The following is a 15,186-nucleotide window of genomic DNA, read 5'->3' as shown; positions in this document are numbered from 1 at the left end:
GACATCCCTAGCGCCCATCGTATCGCGAGTGAATAGAGCATGGCGTACGATTCGCGATACGCATAGTTTGTGTCGCATGAGGAAAGTTATCGCTGGCTCATTTCATAGTCCTCAGCCAACTCGTCAATGACATACTCTTCACGCCTCACACGCCCTGTTCGATACGCGGCTCGCGCAAGAACATGCGCAGAGATTGGAGCCGTTACCAGCTGAAAGACAATCACCAACAGCATCGTCCAGGTAATCTGGGAAGAGCGAACCACAAGTGCAATCCCCACAAAATACAGAAGCAATGACAGAACCTGCGGTTTTGTTGCGACGTGTTGCCGAGCGAGGAGATCGTCATACCGCCACACCCCAAGCGCAGCGATCAGGGTCAAAATCGCACCTGCCGTAATCGCACCGACGCCCACAATATTCATAATCTCGTCCATCATCAGCTTTCCTCCCTTGCATCCTGTGACGCAGAATCGGCGTTTTGCCCATCGCTCTCCACCAACGGTGCATCGACATCGTGCATTGGCGCATCGTCGTCGGAATTGTGCGCGAGGAATTCAGCATCCGCGGCTGCGACTTCTGCCGCTGTGAGCACACGGCGCTCCTGATCACTGGTTTTTTTGGTGAAGCGTGCTAACGCAGTGGATCCGATGAACCCCACCACTGCGAGCACCACGAGAAGCGGCATGAGATCTGCTCGGCGAGTAAATGCCGCGGTGACGGCGATAGCCCCAATGAGAACAGAGGTCAGCATGTCGACGGCAACAGCGCGGTCAAGAGTTGATGGGCCACGCGTAATCCGGAACAAAACAGGAACTGCAGCCACAGCCAACATTGCCCCACAGAGAATAAGAACGTAGGTCATTTCATCTTCTCCACTGCCATATCGTCAGTCGGCGGCGCGAACGGCGTCGGCAAGCGTCCAGCGGTTGTTCGCGCCCCTGGCACAAAACCGGCTGCTAATAGTTCGTTGTGCGAAGCGAAAGCGCGCATCACATGTTCCTCTACCAGGAGGACACTACGATGCACGCCCTCAATGCCTCCAGCTTGGCCGACGTCGAAGACATGGACATAGAGCATCGACGTCGGTGCGTGGGTGTCGATAACGACCGAACCAGGAACGATCGCCGTCAGCCCAGCGACCATCGCCATCCGCACGTCAGATTGACTACGCAACTGGACACGGATCACCGCACTTTGGGGACGTTTTCCTTGCAAAATAAACCACGCCAGCTGCAACGATGACACCACGATGTCGCGCAGTACTGAGCACACCAGAATCACCACACCGAGCGGGCGGAAACGGCCATCAAAGTGAGCGGTGGGAAACGGAGTCGCAGTGGTCACGAGTAACGCCACAATGAAGCCAGCCACGACATTGCCTGTCGATGGATCGCCCCAGAGGAAGACCCACACTGCAGTCAACCCAACGAGTAGTCCCATCGAAGCGTGCGGGAATCGTCCAGGACGACGCGTGGCATATCGAATTGCGTCACTTGCTTTGCTCATCACTACCCCCTGACTGTGGCGCGTACTGGCCTGCACCAATCCCACGATCCGGTAAAACAGCCACAATATAGGGCGACCTGGCAAAGAGTCTGCCTGCAGTAGCATCGGCGTAACCATTGATTGGCCCAGCTGCGAGCGACAGACCAATCGAGACAACCACCAATCCCCCAGCTGCTACAGTCATCAGCGGCGGAATAGGCTTCGTTTCGAGTTGCTCTGGCGCGTCTTGCCAGAACGTCATATTCCACGCACGCGTCACAGCGTAAAGCGTGAGCAACGAGGTGACCAACCCTGCCGCAATCAACACCCAGTCGATTCCCCAACCGCGGTCAGCACTTGCCCCGATCAGCCCAACTTTGCCGAAAAATCCCGATAGCGGCGGGATACCGGCCAGATTCAATGCAGGAATGAGATAAAGTACGGCAATTCCGGGGGCCAGTTTGAGCAGCGAGCCGAGCTTCGCCAAATTGGTGCTGCCGCCGCGCCGTTCGACAAGGCCAACGACGAGGAAAAGGGCAGTTTGCACCGTAATGTGGTGAATCGCGTAATAAATCGTCGCTCCAATACCGCTCGGTGAGGAGGTGGAAATACCCCAGAGCATATATCCGATGTGAGAAACGAGCGTGAATGACAATAGACGCTTGACGTCTTGCTGGGCAACAGCGCCGAGGATTCCGATCACCATCGTCACGATGGCAAAGACACCCAGGATATGGTCGAGCTGTGGTCCAGGAAAAAGCAATGTTTGGGTGCGGATCATTCCATAGACACCGACTTTGGTTAACAGTCCGGCGAATACCGCAGTCACTGGAGCCGGTGCAGTCGGGTACGAATCAGGGAGCCAGGCGCCAAGCGGAAAAACTGCCGCTTTGATCCCAAAACCAACAAGTAACATCACCTGAATCACTGTCGCGAGCGCGGGATCAATATCCGCGATTCTCAATGCCACCTGCGCAAGGTTGATAGTTCCAACCGCTGCATAAACCAGTGCGATTGCCACCAGAAAAACCACAGACGATATCAACGACACCACCACGTAGACGGTTCCCGAGCGGACACGATCACGCGTTCCACCCAGAGTGATCAACACGAATGAGGCACACAGCAAAATCTCGAAGCCCACATAAATGTTGAACAAATCCCCCGACAAGAATGCGTTAGACACGCCTGCCGAAAGTATCAAGAATGCGGGGTGGTAGACGGCGATCGGGGCTGCTGTTTCACCATCGGCAGCACCTTGCGCAAGTGAATAAATCAGGACAACTAAGGTCACTGTCACTGATGTCAGGAGCATGAGTGAGCTCAAGCCGTCGGCGACAAGCACGATCCCAACGGGTGCAGCCCACTGCCCGATGTTCAGCACAACCGGACCATCTGCCGCCATCACAACCAATGCGATTGCAACGAGAAGAACTGCAGTAAGGACTGTGCCCGACACCCACGCCTGATGACGCCGAGCTTTTCCGCTGAGCAATGATACTCCTGCGCCAAGAAGTGGAAGCACGACGGGAAGAGCAATCAAAAAATTCCACGTCATCACGCACCTCCCTTGCTGTTGGTATGGTCGGGTCGGCATGTTGCACGTGAGCTACCCGACACACCGACGGCTCCGTCGGCATCGAGATCACCTTCTGTTTCGTCGTGCGTCTGGGAAGCGTCCTCCTCCACACTGGCTTCAGCGTCTGCGCGAGCAGCCATTTTTGCGCGCTCGGTCATTCGGGACACACGGCGATCTTCAGGGTCATCTTGCACTTCGTCATTGCCGGTGAGCTGCCAACTCCGGTATGCCAGAGCCAAGAGAAATGCTGCTGAGCCCAATGAAATAACGATGGCAGTGAGCATCATCGCTTGTACGAGAGGGTCTGCCATTCTCTCAGCTGGAACAACACCCACAAGAGGCGGTTCCCCTGAAGGGCCACCTGCAATCAAAAAGAGGATATTGACACCGTTGGTGATCGAAGTCAGACCCAAAATGATGCGCGTCAGTGACCGTTCAAGAACAAGATAGACCCCCACTCCAACAAGCACAGCAGCGAGGAACACCAAAACAAGTGACACGCTCATTCCTGGCCTCCCTTCTGGTGTACAACAGCGGGGTCAATGCCAACGTGGTCATGCGAATCCTTGTCATGTGACACATTAATCCCCCGTGCGCTCGCCGCTGCGTCGAAGCGTTCCAGGCGCGAATCTGCTGCTGGGGTCAGCGAGACGGCGTCGTCGTCGGAGATCCCCTCAAGTTCGCCGTGCCGGTCGATCTCGGCCCCTAAAGAACGCAAAATATCCAAAACCAGTCCAAACACCACGAAATACACTCCGATATCGAAGAAAATCGCCGTCGCCAAATGAACGTGGCCGAACGCAGGAAGGACAAAGTCAAGCTTCGCAGTTTGTAGGATAGTTCCACCTAACGCCACCGGCGCCAAAGCCGCAACTGCCGCAATACTCATGCCCGCCCCCATGAGGTGACCAGGATGAAGCGGCACAGCGGCACCAAGTTCGTAGCGTCCACCAGCAAGGTAACGAATCGTGAGGGCAATTCCTGCGAGCAGGCCGCCGGCAAAACCACCACCTGGCTGATTATGCCCCGAGAAGAGGAAAAATACCGACACCACCAGCATTGCGTGGTAAACCGAACGCGTACCGATTTCTAAGATTACGCTTCGTGACGATCTCCTCAGTGCTTCAGTCCCCACAAGCCATAGTTGTGAGGTTGCGCGAGATTTGCGCACGTGTGCCGACGGCGTCACCGATGCGGTCTGTCCACGTGGAGTATCGGTCGTCTGCAATCCCCTCTTGTCCCAAAACATTCGCGAACGTGGCGAATGCAAAGGTTGAATATCCTGACTACGAGCATCACAAAAATTCACTTCACGACGGAAACCGGAGCGTTCGCGAACCTCTACAGGGATTGCCACGTTACGCAGCCGATCCACGCGACCAATACGATCACGGATGAAGAGCAACGACGATACGCCAATGGCACATGCAATGAGCACTGAAAGCTCACCCATCGTGTCCCACGCACGGATATCCACCAAGGTCACATTCACGATGTTCTTTCCATAGCCATGGCGATATGCGAGATCATGGAAGTCATGCGAAATCGGATCGGCAACGCGCACCCCGGCTGCGAGTGCACCAATCACTGCCACCGTACCCCCTGCCAGCGTTCCTAAACCAACTCTCCACCACCGAGTCACAGGGAGTGGACGGTTCGAAAAATATGCGGGCAAACGCCGTAAGACCAGAACAAAGACGACGAGGCTCATGGTCTCCACAAGCACCTGCGTCAGCGCAAGATCCGGTGCGCCGTAAAGCTCGTAGATCAATGCGACGCCGTATCCTGCCGTTCCCAGTAGAAGCACGGCTTTCATCCGGTGTCGAGCACGGGCACCGAGGAGCGCAGCAAGCGCAGTGAGCACAACCACGCTGGCTTGAGCCAGCGAATCCCATGCACGCACACTCGCCCAGGTATTCGGCCCGACGGCAATGAGTGCACTCGTTGACGCCACCAACATGAAGACAAGGATCGTCGTTAAATATGCAGGAAGCGACCCGCGTTGGGTCAGGGCGGTGGTAACGCCAGATGCATTCTCAAGCCCATGGATGGTACTGGCATATACCCGGTGGGCAGAAAGCGGAAATTCCCATTTACGGGTCACTTTTTCAAATCTCGAACTCCACACAAAGATTGCGCCACCAGTTCCCCAGATGACAGCAGAGATCAGAAGGGGAAGTCCCAGATGGATGGCAGAGGTGAGATGAGGTGTCTGCTCACCGAAGACGCTCTGACCACCGGTGTGCGCATAGCCAGCAACTCCACCTGGACTAAAACTTCCTAGCGCATAGGGTGCAAGCACATGGTCGAGAATGCCACCACTCCATCCGAGTATTAGCGAGGCGAACGCCAACACAAGAATCGGTACTGTCATCATCGCATTCGTTGGACGAACGGAGGTCTTCACCATAGGGAGACTGTGCCGATCCTCAGCCGTGTTACCAGTATCGGCGTAGATGCCCCAACTCGTGAAAGCTCCGAACCAATAACGCGCAGTGTAAGCCACGGTGAGAGCCGAACCGAGGGCTATCGATACCCATGCCGTTATTTCGAGTGCGCCACCACCAACCAGAGCGGTCAGCGCGGCTTCTTTCGCGACAAACCCAGCAAAACCCGGCAGACCAGCCATCGAAGCGCAGGCAAGCGCCGCAGCCACCGCCGTCGGCAGCATGGCTTTCCCGACGCCGGAAAGCTCGCGTAAATCGCGAGTGCCAGTTGCCCAATCCACCTGGCCCACCGAGAGAAAAAGTGCTGCCTTGAACAGTGAGTGTGCTATGAGCATTGCAAGGCCAGCAAGCATCAAGGCTTCGTTTCCGAATCCCACCATGAGGGTGATCAAGCCGAGCTGCGAGACAGTTCCGAAGGCCAGGACAAGTTTGAGGTCATATTGTTTGAGGGCACGATAGCCACCCACAAGCAATGTTCCGATTCCCAGCGGAATAACAATCCATGTCCACACACCAAAATTCGAAAATCCTGGTGCGAGACGTGCCACCAGGTACACCCCGGCCTTGACCATCGCTGAGGAATGCAGATACGCCGAGACCGGCGTGGGCGCAGCCATCGCGGCGGGCAACCAAAAATGGAACGGCACAAGAGCCGACTTACTTGCAGCACCAATCAGCATAAGACCAACAGCAACGCCTACGAGCAGGGGCGACGCAGACTCTACGGCGAGAGCCGCCTGTCCGACAGTCCCGTTCTGAGCTGCGGCTACCAGCTCAGAGAGCCGGTAGGAACCACCAGGAATCTGGCCAAGAATCACGATCCCTGCGAGCATCGCAAGGCCTCCCGCAGTGGTCACAGTCAGAGCAGCCATTGCGGCACGACGAGAGGCAGATTTTGTGAAACTGTGACCGATAAGGAGAAAAGAGAAAACCGTAGTCAGTTCCCAAAACATGTACAGCGCAAGGGTGTTATCAGTGGTCACTAGGCCAAGCATGGCACCCGCGAAGGCGGTAAAGACACCGGCGAAGCGTCCAAGTCCACTCGCCGACGAGGAAAAATATCTGCTCGAGTACACCAGAACAAGTGCGCCCACACCGGTCACAATCAGCGCCATCACCCATGACAGCACGTCAAGTCGAAACGTCAGTTCGAGGTGGACTTGCGGTGCCCACGCCCAGTTTTCAAGAGGAAATACCGACGTCGTCACGCTTGTATGGGCAGATGTGGTCTGAGCCGTAGCAAACTGATCGCCGACGTCGACAAGAGGATGTGGCCACGGAATGAGGCGCGATTGCGGAAGTGAACCGCGTGCAGCAGCAAAGACTTCTGGGCCGCGAGTGAGGAGATAGACGAAAGCACCGGCAGGCACGAGAGCAAGAGCAGAAAACCCGAGCCGCCCCCATCGCATCATGGCTGGAGCGACGAGAGCCGCGAGTGCGAAGATCGCGAGAACGAAAAGCATAATCCTCCTGGTGCGAACGATTGCATCAGCACCAGGGCCCCGAAGAATGTCGGGTCAAAGGATAATCCGAGCAGAATTCCACTCAGCACACTCGGCACGGCACTCCAGTGTCGACACGTAGATTCTAGCGAGAAATCGCCATTTCCTCCATGATGCATTCGGGCTAACGCCGCAAGCGAACATGCCGACGCTACCGAATCGGCGGCATCGGCGGCATCGGCGCTGGATTCTAGAGCTTGTCATCCTGACGTCTATCGGGCGTTGCCGCTACGGTTTCGCGATGCGAATCGTAAAAATTCGAACGTTTTGCAAACTCCTCATTCAAGTGAGCAACTCCGTCTTTTTCGAGCAAGGTCGGCACTCCAGAGAAAAGATTCGTTCCCAATCCAAGTCGTTCACCCTCGATGCGTGCACCAATTGCAGCCAAAATTGTGGGGTAGAAATCGTAGGATCCGTAAAGACGATTCTGCGTAATCGATGGTGGAAGATTCGTGCCTTGCACGGGATTGAGGATCACATTCACCACTGTGCGGTTATAGTCCTTGTCCCATGTTTTGAAGAAATTCTTGTCCATTGAGCGGTGATCACCCGTGATCACGATCGTCGTGTCTTGCGCCCACGGTTGCGATTGAATCCATTCAACAAGTTTGACTGTCTGCTCCTGAGAATAATAGATCACATTTTCGTACTGCGTTTTAAAGGGGCGTTCCTTCATCTTCGGAGAAAGGTAGCCATCTGGGAAATGCGTATCAGCATTTTCGAGGATGAAATAGAAGGGTTTGTCCTCGCTCGCACGCTTGGTCATGAGTTCTTTGGCATATTCATAGACCTTGTCATCTTCGACACCCCACCATACGTGGTAATCAGGTGGGATACGGCCTTCAGCTTTAAAAGTGTTGATGTCATGCACAGTGAAATTTCCATGGCGGCGGTAATAATCACCTAAGCCTGCCCACCGGGAATCTGATCCAAGCATGAAATCCGTGGTGTAGCCGTCCTCGTGAAGGAAATCGCCAATCGACCGGAAGTCGGGGAAGGACATCTGTGAACCGTTGCCCGCTCCGGAAGCGAGCATTGGGGTTCCTGCCCACATCGCTACCATCGCGGCCACAGAGTGTCCTGTCGCATACATTTGCTGTGGACCACCATAGTGATCAGTGTTGGAAAACTGCACACCACGCTTCGTCAATTCAGCCAAATGCGGCATGATGTTGTGGTCGAGATAGCCGCCCATATCTCGCGAGTAGAAGGAGTTTTCGATGGACTCCATGTAGATGTGGATGAGGTTACGTTTCTTCTGAGGGAAGGTGACTTTGCTATTCGTCGCTTCCACGAAATGTTCGGCAATGTAGGTTGATGGCAGGAAACGTTGGCGAAGAACATCGCCAAGAGGAAGAACCTGGAATGCGTATGTGATTGAGCCCGCCAGGAGTGCAAGCATTGTCGACATAGCCACGGCACGTACGTAACGGAAACGGTTCGACGTCAGCGTTTCGGAAATGCTCGGCGCTTGAATATATCTAGGGCGCGTAACGAAATCGCTACGGATCAGCCCTATACATGCACCCATGAGCGCAAACCAGACTACGGGAGCAACCATCCAGTTCGAAAACTCAAGGGCGCGTTCACCTGTAGTTTGACCATTCCCTTGCGTGAAAATGAAGGTCAATTGAGCAGCAGTAACGTTGTCAACGGAATCGGCGATAGCTTTGGGGACAAAGAAGAACAGTGCAACAAGCGCGCCGATAACCGCGCCAATAATAATGGGGAAAATATTGCGAGCTCGCCATGCGGCGGGTTTCGCGCGCAGCCAATTGTGGAACGCGTAATTCATGGCCACGAGGATGGCGCCACCCGCTGCAATTACCACGGCACCATAAAGCAGGGAAAACATCACAGTGTGTGGGGTGCCGTAGACGAAGACCCCGTCAGGGATAAAAGTTGCGCCGAGGAAAGTGAGCGCGTTTGCGATAATCCCCGCACTGAGTCCCCTCGCGACGGCAGCTCCCCTGGTCACCGTGGTGCTTGCGCGACCAAACAACGACACTGCGCCGACAATGAGACCCACAATAGAGAATATTTGAATGGCAACAATCACAAGAATTAATCGTATCGATGTTCTCGGATAAAAACTCCGTTCCCAGTATGACAATTGCCATTGATATTTGGTCAACAATCAGCAGTGAACTAGTTCCTTGAAAGTTGGACTGATTTTATTGCCGACGGTAAGGGTCTCAAGATCTGATTCTGGTATCGCAGACAGTGAAGCGCGGGCTGCGTTGGGGACGTTTATTTTTCGTGTTGAGGTCAGCCACAATTCAGTTGCAAATCCAGATATTGCTCCATGAGGCTTCTCTAGTAGCGACGACGGTGTCATTTCTTTTTTATGTTTCTTCCGTTATTTAACATACTGAGGAGAGCTAACACTGCAGAGATTTCAGATCTTGGCGAGTATCGTCTTAGATCGCCTTTGTTTGGATGTGATGTTCTGTTAAGCCTCTACTTCTTGCAGGTGTCGCTTACTGCGATCGGAGCTCGCCCCAAAAGCATACGGTTGTGAGAAAAAGCTATAAAAATTCTGAAAAAATACAAATATTTTTACATTTTTATTTGTTAGATGTCGGACAAATATTTTTCTTACAATACCGGTGAGACACTGATGTCCGACACTCTAGGAGAGAAAATGAGGAAATTTACCTCGACATTTATCGCCGGTTTGGCAACTGTTGGCCTGTTGTTGACGCCATCACTTCCCGCACATGCTAGTGACAAAGCCCCAATTCAGATACCCCCCACTTCTGTTGTCACTGCTGTGGGAAAGAATGGTCAAGGACAACTCAGCTTCCTTAATCCTCCGGCAGAAGGAAAATACAAAGTCGGTGACGAGATTCAGGTTAAAATTCGTTTTGAGTCCAGTATTGAAGAAAATCAAGATGTGACCGTTTCTTCAGAAAAAGTCAGCCATGTCAGTGGCTGCGGATGGAAGAATTTGCCTGCTAAGAGTAAAGGTGGGCGCTACACATGCCAGCAAGGCGCTCAAAATTACACGGGCCAACCGATATACAAGGTCACTAGTGAAGATCAAGAACGAGGCAATGCTCAAGTCACTGTCACCTTCACAGCACAAGTTGAAGGTAAGCCTGTTGACAATTTAACAGTAACTAAAACAGTGCCCGTCTTCGGTAAGAATGAGACTCAGGGATTACAAGAATCTCACCCGGTAAGTCAACTTGCTGTTGCCGATGCTGCAGGATACAAGTGCCATCGCATCCCAGCATTAGCAAAGGTTAACGGGCGGCTTATCGCAGCGTGGGATGGGCGCCCCAATGGGTGTGGCGATGCCCCGAATCCAAACAGCATTATCATGAAGTACTCAGACAATGATGGTGAGACATGGAGCGATTTTCAGACTATTGCTCAAGGGCAAACAGGTAAAGAAAAATTTGGATACTCTGATCCGTCTTTCGTGGTAGATGAAGAAACAGGAACTATTTTTGCTTTCTTCGTGAAAAGTTTTGACCAGGGAATCGCCGGTTCTGTTTCTGGTTCCGATGCAAGTAACAGAAGCATTATCCACACTGTCTACGTGAAATCATCAGATCGTGGAAATACGTGGAGTGAGCCAAAACTTGTCACTGCAGAAATTTCAGCAGGACAGGATCAGTATGCTCGTTTTGCCGCGTCTGGCCAGGGGATTCAGCTCAAGTATGGCCCCCATAAAGGACGGTTAATCCAACAGTACACAGTTGTCAATGGAGGAAACTGGGGTAAAGGAAAGCACCAAGCGGCCTCTTTGTACTCTGATGACCATGGTAATACATGGAAAGTCGGTACCCCGATTGGCGGCGAGCCGGGTGCCCAGATGGATGAAAATAAGGTGGTAGAACTCTCTGATGGGCGTGTTCTTCTTAGCTCTCGCGTTTACGAGCAGGCTACTGGAGGGCGTCATTACGCTATTTCCAAGGACGGTGGCGTCACATATGAGCTGGATCCATCAAACGATCTCCGCCTAAAAGATCCACGCAATAATGCATCTATTCTGCGGGCATTCCCAGACGCAGAACAAGGATCCGCTTTGGCGAAAATTCTCTTCTCGTCTCACGCGAATAACACAACTCGTCGAGTCGACGGAGTTGTTAGCTACAGCCTAGATGATGGCAAGACCTGGAAAGATGGAGCATATTTCAAGAAAGGACAGATGCAGTACTCAACCATGACCCCTCTGGGCGCTGGTAAGTACGGTATTCTCTTCGAAGGTGAAAGCAGCACTATCAACTACAAGAAGGTCGATCTGAATTGGATAAGCCCTGAACTTGCTTCTTACGTAGAAACGGTAAAGCTCAAGGACGCTAACCGAGAACTGGAAGAATCAAATAAGCAATTAGAGGCGGAAAAGATCAGGCTGCAAGAGCAACTTGATAAAGCAAAGCAGGAAGCGGAAAAGGCTCGTGCAGATCAGAAGGCTGCAGAAGAGGCTAAGGCTAAAGCCGAAGCCAAGGTGAAGCAGCTCGAAGCTGAAAACGCTGAGCTAAAGAAACAGCTCAACGAAGCCAAGAAGACTCCAAAAGCTGATGTTCCGATGGTTCCATTGACTCCAGCCCAGCCAATCGAAAAGCCAGACCTACAGCCGAAGTCAGAAGTGACGAAGCCTGCTAAGGGTGAGTCCAAGGAAGCTCTCGCAAAGACCGGTTTTGAGGGCTTTGCCTTGGCTACATTGGCTAGTTCAATGATTCTTGGTGGCGCAGTTATTATCCGCCGTAAGAAGGCGTAATGCCAGGTAGTTGAAGAAGTTTCAGAGTCCGTATCGGAAAAATTTCCGATACGGACTCTGTTTTTTATTAGTCGAGACCGATGACAACGCAACCCAAGAAGAGCAGATCGATATCAAAGCGTTTTCACCGAAGAAACTCAGCAGAAACTCCTCTGATCTCAAACGCCATGGTAATAGTTACTCAAGCAAAAGAACATGCAATTACTCTGGACAATCAAGTGACTGCGTAGACGTATGTGATTGCGCCGTGGTTTTGGATACTGCACGACAACCTCACACTCCGCGTCGCCCGTGATCACGTTCCCTACGACCTGTGGTGCCAGCAAGGTTTTCTGCAGACTACGGAGGGTAACGTTGTCCACTATGGCGCGATTGAAGCGTTCATCGAACACCTCGGCACCCGGTTTGATATTCGCCAGATTGCGTTCGACCGGTGGGGCGCGGTCCACATGAGTCAAAACCTCGAAGCCTTAGGTTTCACCGTCGTTCCCTTCGGGCAGGGTTTTAAGGACATGAGCCCGCCGTCGAAAGAGCTGATGAAACTCGCCTTGGAGGGTAAGCTCGCACTCGAAGGCAGGCTCGCCCACGCAGGCCACCCAGTCCTGTCGTGGATGGTTGACAACATTCACGTGCGTACCGACCCTGCCGGCAACATCAAACCCGACAAACAAAAATCCACTGAGAAAATCGACGTCGTCGTCGCCACCATCATGGCACTCGACCGCGCGATCCGATGCGGCCAAGGCACCCCAAGCGGGTCGATTTATGATGAACGAGGACTGCTTTTATCTAGCACTACGGAACGCTCTATCGTATCGAGATTCATTTTAGTAAACTGATGATGTCTCTAAGAGGCAACGCGACCCAGATTCCCTGTCGCGCACCCGCCACAATGTTGCGGCATGACGAAAGGAACAGTTCATGATTACTAGAAATTATCGCAAAGCGTTTCTGCGGATATTGAAGCTGCTGTAAAGACTCAGCCTAATGTTTTTCTCGACACGAGTGATATTGATGAAGCAAAGATCACGATTCAAGATGGGGTTATCACAGCTCCATCAGCAACAGAAACAGAGTTCTCGTTAACTTTTCCGATTGAATCGTTGAACGATTTTCAAACTCCGAGCCTAAGTGAAGCAGGCGACTATTCAGTAGAAGTACACGATGAAGGAGACGGTGCTTTCAGATCTCTATTTCATATTCCTGATGCGAAATCTCCAAAAGAATACTCAATTTCGGTAGATTCAGATTTTCATTTAACTTATTTGGAAGATGGCGGAATTGCCGCATGGGGTCCAAATGAGAATCTTGTAGGACCTTTTACTGCGCCGTGGGCTGTTGATGCAAACGGATCAAAAGTTAACACTGACTATATAATTGATGGTAACCGCATAATTCAGCGTGTCCATACTGATGCTGCCACTGTTTATCCTGTAGTTGCTGGTCCTTTCTGGATTCCCGCTTTAGCTGTCGTGGCACACTTTACTCGTCACGCATTAACTCAAGCTGCCGCAAGGGGCGTAAGCCAAGCATTAATTAGACAAGTGGTGTCGAATGGTGTGAAGACTGCGGGCAAGAAAGGGACATCAGTATTCACTCAAGGTAAAGGGAAGAATAGAATTCGAGTTGTTGTAGCCAACAAAACTGGAAACATTATCACGGTTACAAAAGGGCGAGACTTATGCATATGACATATGACAGAGAAGCTGATGCTGCATATATGACGTTCGGTGACAAGATAGCACCAGAAGAAGCATCGCAGCAGGTAGCTTTTATTGATACTCCGAATGGGCAGACTCAAGTGACGATAGACGTTGATAGTGAAGGGTATCTTCTCGGTATCGAAATACTTGCAGCGTCAGCTGGTTTGCGTGCCGAAGTTTTGAACAAAGCACAGCATCTGTGACTCCTTTACCTTTATGCGTTTGCTGTGAGAAGCAAAATGCCTAGTCGGATGTTGCTACTTGTTTTCCGGCCAAGGAACAGTGATGGGTTTTCTGAATTGGTTGCGCGGGGATACTATCCGTATCTCTGACGATCACGGGCCGCAGCTACGTCGGATTTGAAGATGACGCCGGATTTCAGCATTACGTGATAGATGCCAGCGAACTGGGTGTTGTTCTAGGATTGTGTCGCTTCCCAGTCCCCAAGAGTTTGTCCAGTGGGTGTGGCCCATTCGGTTCGCCCGTTGGTGGAAGTCCCGAGAACTATGTTAGAAGCTGCAGATGGGGACGAGAAGGGGAGATCTCGAATTACTCGCGCATAGGCTCCTTCGATGGTTAGTGAACCATCATCGATGAGCTTTTGATGTGAAGCTGCGATTTTCTTGGCGGTGCGCAGCGTTGATTCCGTTCGACCTCGAAGGTTGACCTTTGCGGCTACCGTAGATCCTTCTAACAGGAAGTATTCGCCATCGACGACTTTAAGCAGTGCATCAATCTTTCGCTTTGGGCGACTAATACCAAACACAGGAGATTGAGCGGATGGGGGAGTGCTTTGTACAGCGGGCTGATCTGCTGAGCGTAAAATATCGACGCTCAAAAGTGGCAAGACGATTTTCACTTGTTCATAGAACGACTCGACGGCTGCTTCTTGAGCCTCGGATAATCTACGCCCTTGCGGATTATTCTTGTTTTCATCGAGTGAGCATCGTTGCGCGGCTCGAGCTGCGTTAATTAGGCGGGCTTCCATGTATCCCCAGTGCCCCTCATTGAATGAATGATGAAGACTCGAAATAATCACTACTCGATCCCACTGGGACTTTTTGGCCTGATGATTACGAAGACGCTCAGTGAAATTCTCGGTACGTCCGATATAGCACCATGTGGAATTGATGGAAACAGGATCATCACCTAAGAGCAAGTAAACGCCGTTGTTACTTGCTTCTTCTCGGGCGAGCAGCTGGTTTAATCGCGACCGTGGGGCGGCAATAATTTTCCCGGTCCAACCGGAGACCTCTGCGGTGATCAACCCTCCGGGAGTGCTGTCAGCCAAAAACAATTCAATGGATCGCCCCGCCACGCTGCTTCCTCCTGCCGATCTCTTGTCCCATTCATTGTATTGCACGCTGCATACAAGCAGCATCACAACGACAGTCACCAATGTATCTACGAAAGGAACACCATCATGGCAACGATTGGTTTAGATAAACTTTACTACGCGCGCGTACCGAAGCCCCGATACGGGCGAGGAAACCTACGCCAAACCCAAACTACTGGCTAAAACCATCAGCGCAGAGGTCTCCGCCGAAGTCGCTGAAGCGATCCTGTTTTGACCGCACTGTTGGAAGGCATGATCGAGTTTCTCCCGTAGGTAGCGAAAAGATGGCGGTCTTTGATTGTTGCGTTGGTGGGGGCGATCATCGAGGATCTCCCATGGATCGTCACCGGCATCGTGTCGTTTCTTGTGGATGAGATTTGGCAGATCATTCAAGCAAGGGTC

At 52.3% G+C, this 15,186-nt stretch carries 11 protein-coding genes and 1 pseudogene; 4 read left to right on the top strand and 8 right to left on the bottom strand.

Going from position 1 to position 15,186, the window contains the following annotated elements; genetic code table 11:
* Positions 1-86: 86 nt before the first annotated feature.
* From mnhG to ACTOVJ_RS06545, 7 genes are all read right to left on the bottom strand, one after another.
* On the bottom strand, positions 87-437 hold the full coding sequence (gene mnhG / locus ACTOVJ_RS06575) for a monovalent cation/H(+) antiporter subunit G (protein WP_449501844.1): 351 nt from the start codon (positions 435-437) through the stop codon (positions 87-89).
* Positions 437-862 (bottom strand): MrpF/PhaF family protein, encoded by a 426-nt coding sequence (locus ACTOVJ_RS06570; RefSeq protein WP_449504332.1) that lies wholly within the window; start codon positions 860-862, stop codon positions 437-439. The genes mnhG and ACTOVJ_RS06570 overlap by 1 nt, the downstream gene beginning before the upstream one ends.
* On the bottom strand, positions 859-1,506 hold the full coding sequence (locus tag ACTOVJ_RS06565; protein WP_449504333.1) for a Na+/H+ antiporter subunit E: 648 nt from the start codon (positions 1,504-1,506) through the stop codon (positions 859-861). Before ACTOVJ_RS06565 ends, ACTOVJ_RS06570 begins: the two co-directional genes overlap by 4 nt.
* Entirely contained in the window at positions 1,490-3,043 is a 1,554-nt protein-coding gene (locus tag ACTOVJ_RS06560) for a Na+/H+ antiporter subunit D (RefSeq protein ID WP_449504334.1), read from the bottom strand. The genes ACTOVJ_RS06565 and ACTOVJ_RS06560 overlap by 17 nt, the downstream gene beginning before the upstream one ends.
* On the bottom strand, positions 3,043-3,570 hold the full coding sequence (locus ACTOVJ_RS06555; RefSeq protein ID WP_449503505.1) for a Na(+)/H(+) antiporter subunit C: 528 nt from the start codon (positions 3,568-3,570) through the stop codon (positions 3,043-3,045). The genes ACTOVJ_RS06560 and ACTOVJ_RS06555 overlap by 1 nt, the downstream gene beginning before the upstream one ends.
* A complete protein-coding gene (locus tag ACTOVJ_RS06550) occupies positions 3,567-6,974 on the bottom strand; it encodes a Na+/H+ antiporter subunit A (protein WP_449504656.1) in 3,408 nt (1,135 codons plus the stop codon). Before ACTOVJ_RS06550 ends, ACTOVJ_RS06555 begins: the two co-directional genes overlap by 4 nt.
* 229 nt (positions 6,975-7,203) lie before the next feature.
* On the bottom strand, positions 7,204-9,072 hold the full coding sequence (locus ACTOVJ_RS06545) for an LTA synthase family protein (RefSeq protein WP_449504336.1): 1,869 nt from the start codon (positions 9,070-9,072) through the stop codon (positions 7,204-7,206).
* Positions 9,073-9,657: 585 nt separating this feature from the next.
* Between ACTOVJ_RS06545 and ACTOVJ_RS06540 the strand changes: the two genes are divergently transcribed.
* The 4 genes and pseudogenes from ACTOVJ_RS06540 (at position 9,658) to ACTOVJ_RS06525 (ending at position 13,651) form a co-directional block, all read left to right on the top strand.
* Complete coding sequence (locus ACTOVJ_RS06540; protein WP_449504655.1) at positions 9,658-11,745, top strand: exo-alpha-sialidase; 2,088 nt, start codon at positions 9,658-9,660, stop codon at positions 11,743-11,745.
* Positions 11,746-11,978: 233 nt separating this feature from the next.
* Positions 11,979-12,584, top strand: a pseudogene (locus tag ACTOVJ_RS06535) (terminase TerL endonuclease subunit); the annotation flags it as partial.
* A 264-nt stretch (positions 12,585-12,848) separates the two neighbouring features.
* A complete protein-coding gene (locus ACTOVJ_RS06530) occupies positions 12,849-13,436 on the top strand; it encodes a DUF4258 domain-containing protein (protein WP_449504338.1) in 588 nt (195 codons plus the stop codon).
* Positions 13,433-13,651 carry a DUF2283 domain-containing protein gene (locus ACTOVJ_RS06525; RefSeq protein WP_449504339.1) on the top strand — a complete coding sequence of 73 codons (219 nt, stop codon included), beginning with the start codon at positions 13,433-13,435 and terminating at the stop codon, positions 13,649-13,651. Before ACTOVJ_RS06530 ends, ACTOVJ_RS06525 begins: the two co-directional genes overlap by 4 nt.
* A gap of 215 nt (positions 13,652-13,866) precedes the next feature.
* On the opposite strand, the gene ACTOVJ_RS06520 is transcribed toward ACTOVJ_RS06525, so the two are convergent.
* Positions 13,867-14,766, bottom strand: a complete 900-nt coding sequence (locus ACTOVJ_RS06520; protein WP_449504340.1) for a GIY-YIG nuclease family protein — start codon at positions 14,764-14,766, stop codon at positions 13,867-13,869.
* Between the last annotated feature and the right edge of the window lie 420 nt (positions 14,767-15,186).

The sequence above is a fragment of the Arcanobacterium sp. (ex Cirak et al. 2026) genome, from assembly GCF_053585065.1.
Note: the sequence above shows the minus strand (reverse complement) of the source record. Positions and strands in the feature narration are given on the sequence as shown.

Excerpts from the sequence above, each read along its gene's own strand:
- ACTOVJ_RS06525 (WP_449504339.1), top strand. The coding sequence starts at position 13,433 with ATGACATATGACAGAGAAGCTGATGCTGCATATATGACGTTCGGTGAC.
- ACTOVJ_RS06565 (WP_449504333.1), bottom strand. The coding sequence starts at position 1,506 with ATGAGCAAAGCAAGTGACGCAATTCGATATGCCACGCGTCGTCCTGGA.
- ACTOVJ_RS06550 (WP_449504656.1), bottom strand. The coding sequence starts at position 6,974 with ATGCTTTTCGTTCTCGCGATCTTCGCACTCGCGGCTCTCGTCGCTCCA.
- ACTOVJ_RS06540 (WP_449504655.1), top strand. The coding sequence starts at position 9,658 with ATGAGGAAATTTACCTCGACATTTATCGCCGGTTTGGCAACTGTTGGC.
- ACTOVJ_RS06560 (WP_449504334.1), bottom strand. The coding sequence starts at position 3,043 with ATGACGTGGAATTTTTTGATTGCTCTTCCCGTCGTGCTTCCACTTCTT.
- ACTOVJ_RS06555 (WP_449503505.1), bottom strand. The coding sequence starts at position 3,570 with ATGAGCGTGTCACTTGTTTTGGTGTTCCTCGCTGCTGTGCTTGTTGGA.
- mnhG (WP_449501844.1), bottom strand. The coding sequence starts at position 437 with ATGATGGACGAGATTATGAATATTGTGGGCGTCGGTGCGATTACGGCA.
- ACTOVJ_RS06570 (WP_449504332.1), bottom strand. The coding sequence starts at position 862 with ATGACCTACGTTCTTATTCTCTGTGGGGCAATGTTGGCTGTGGCTGCA.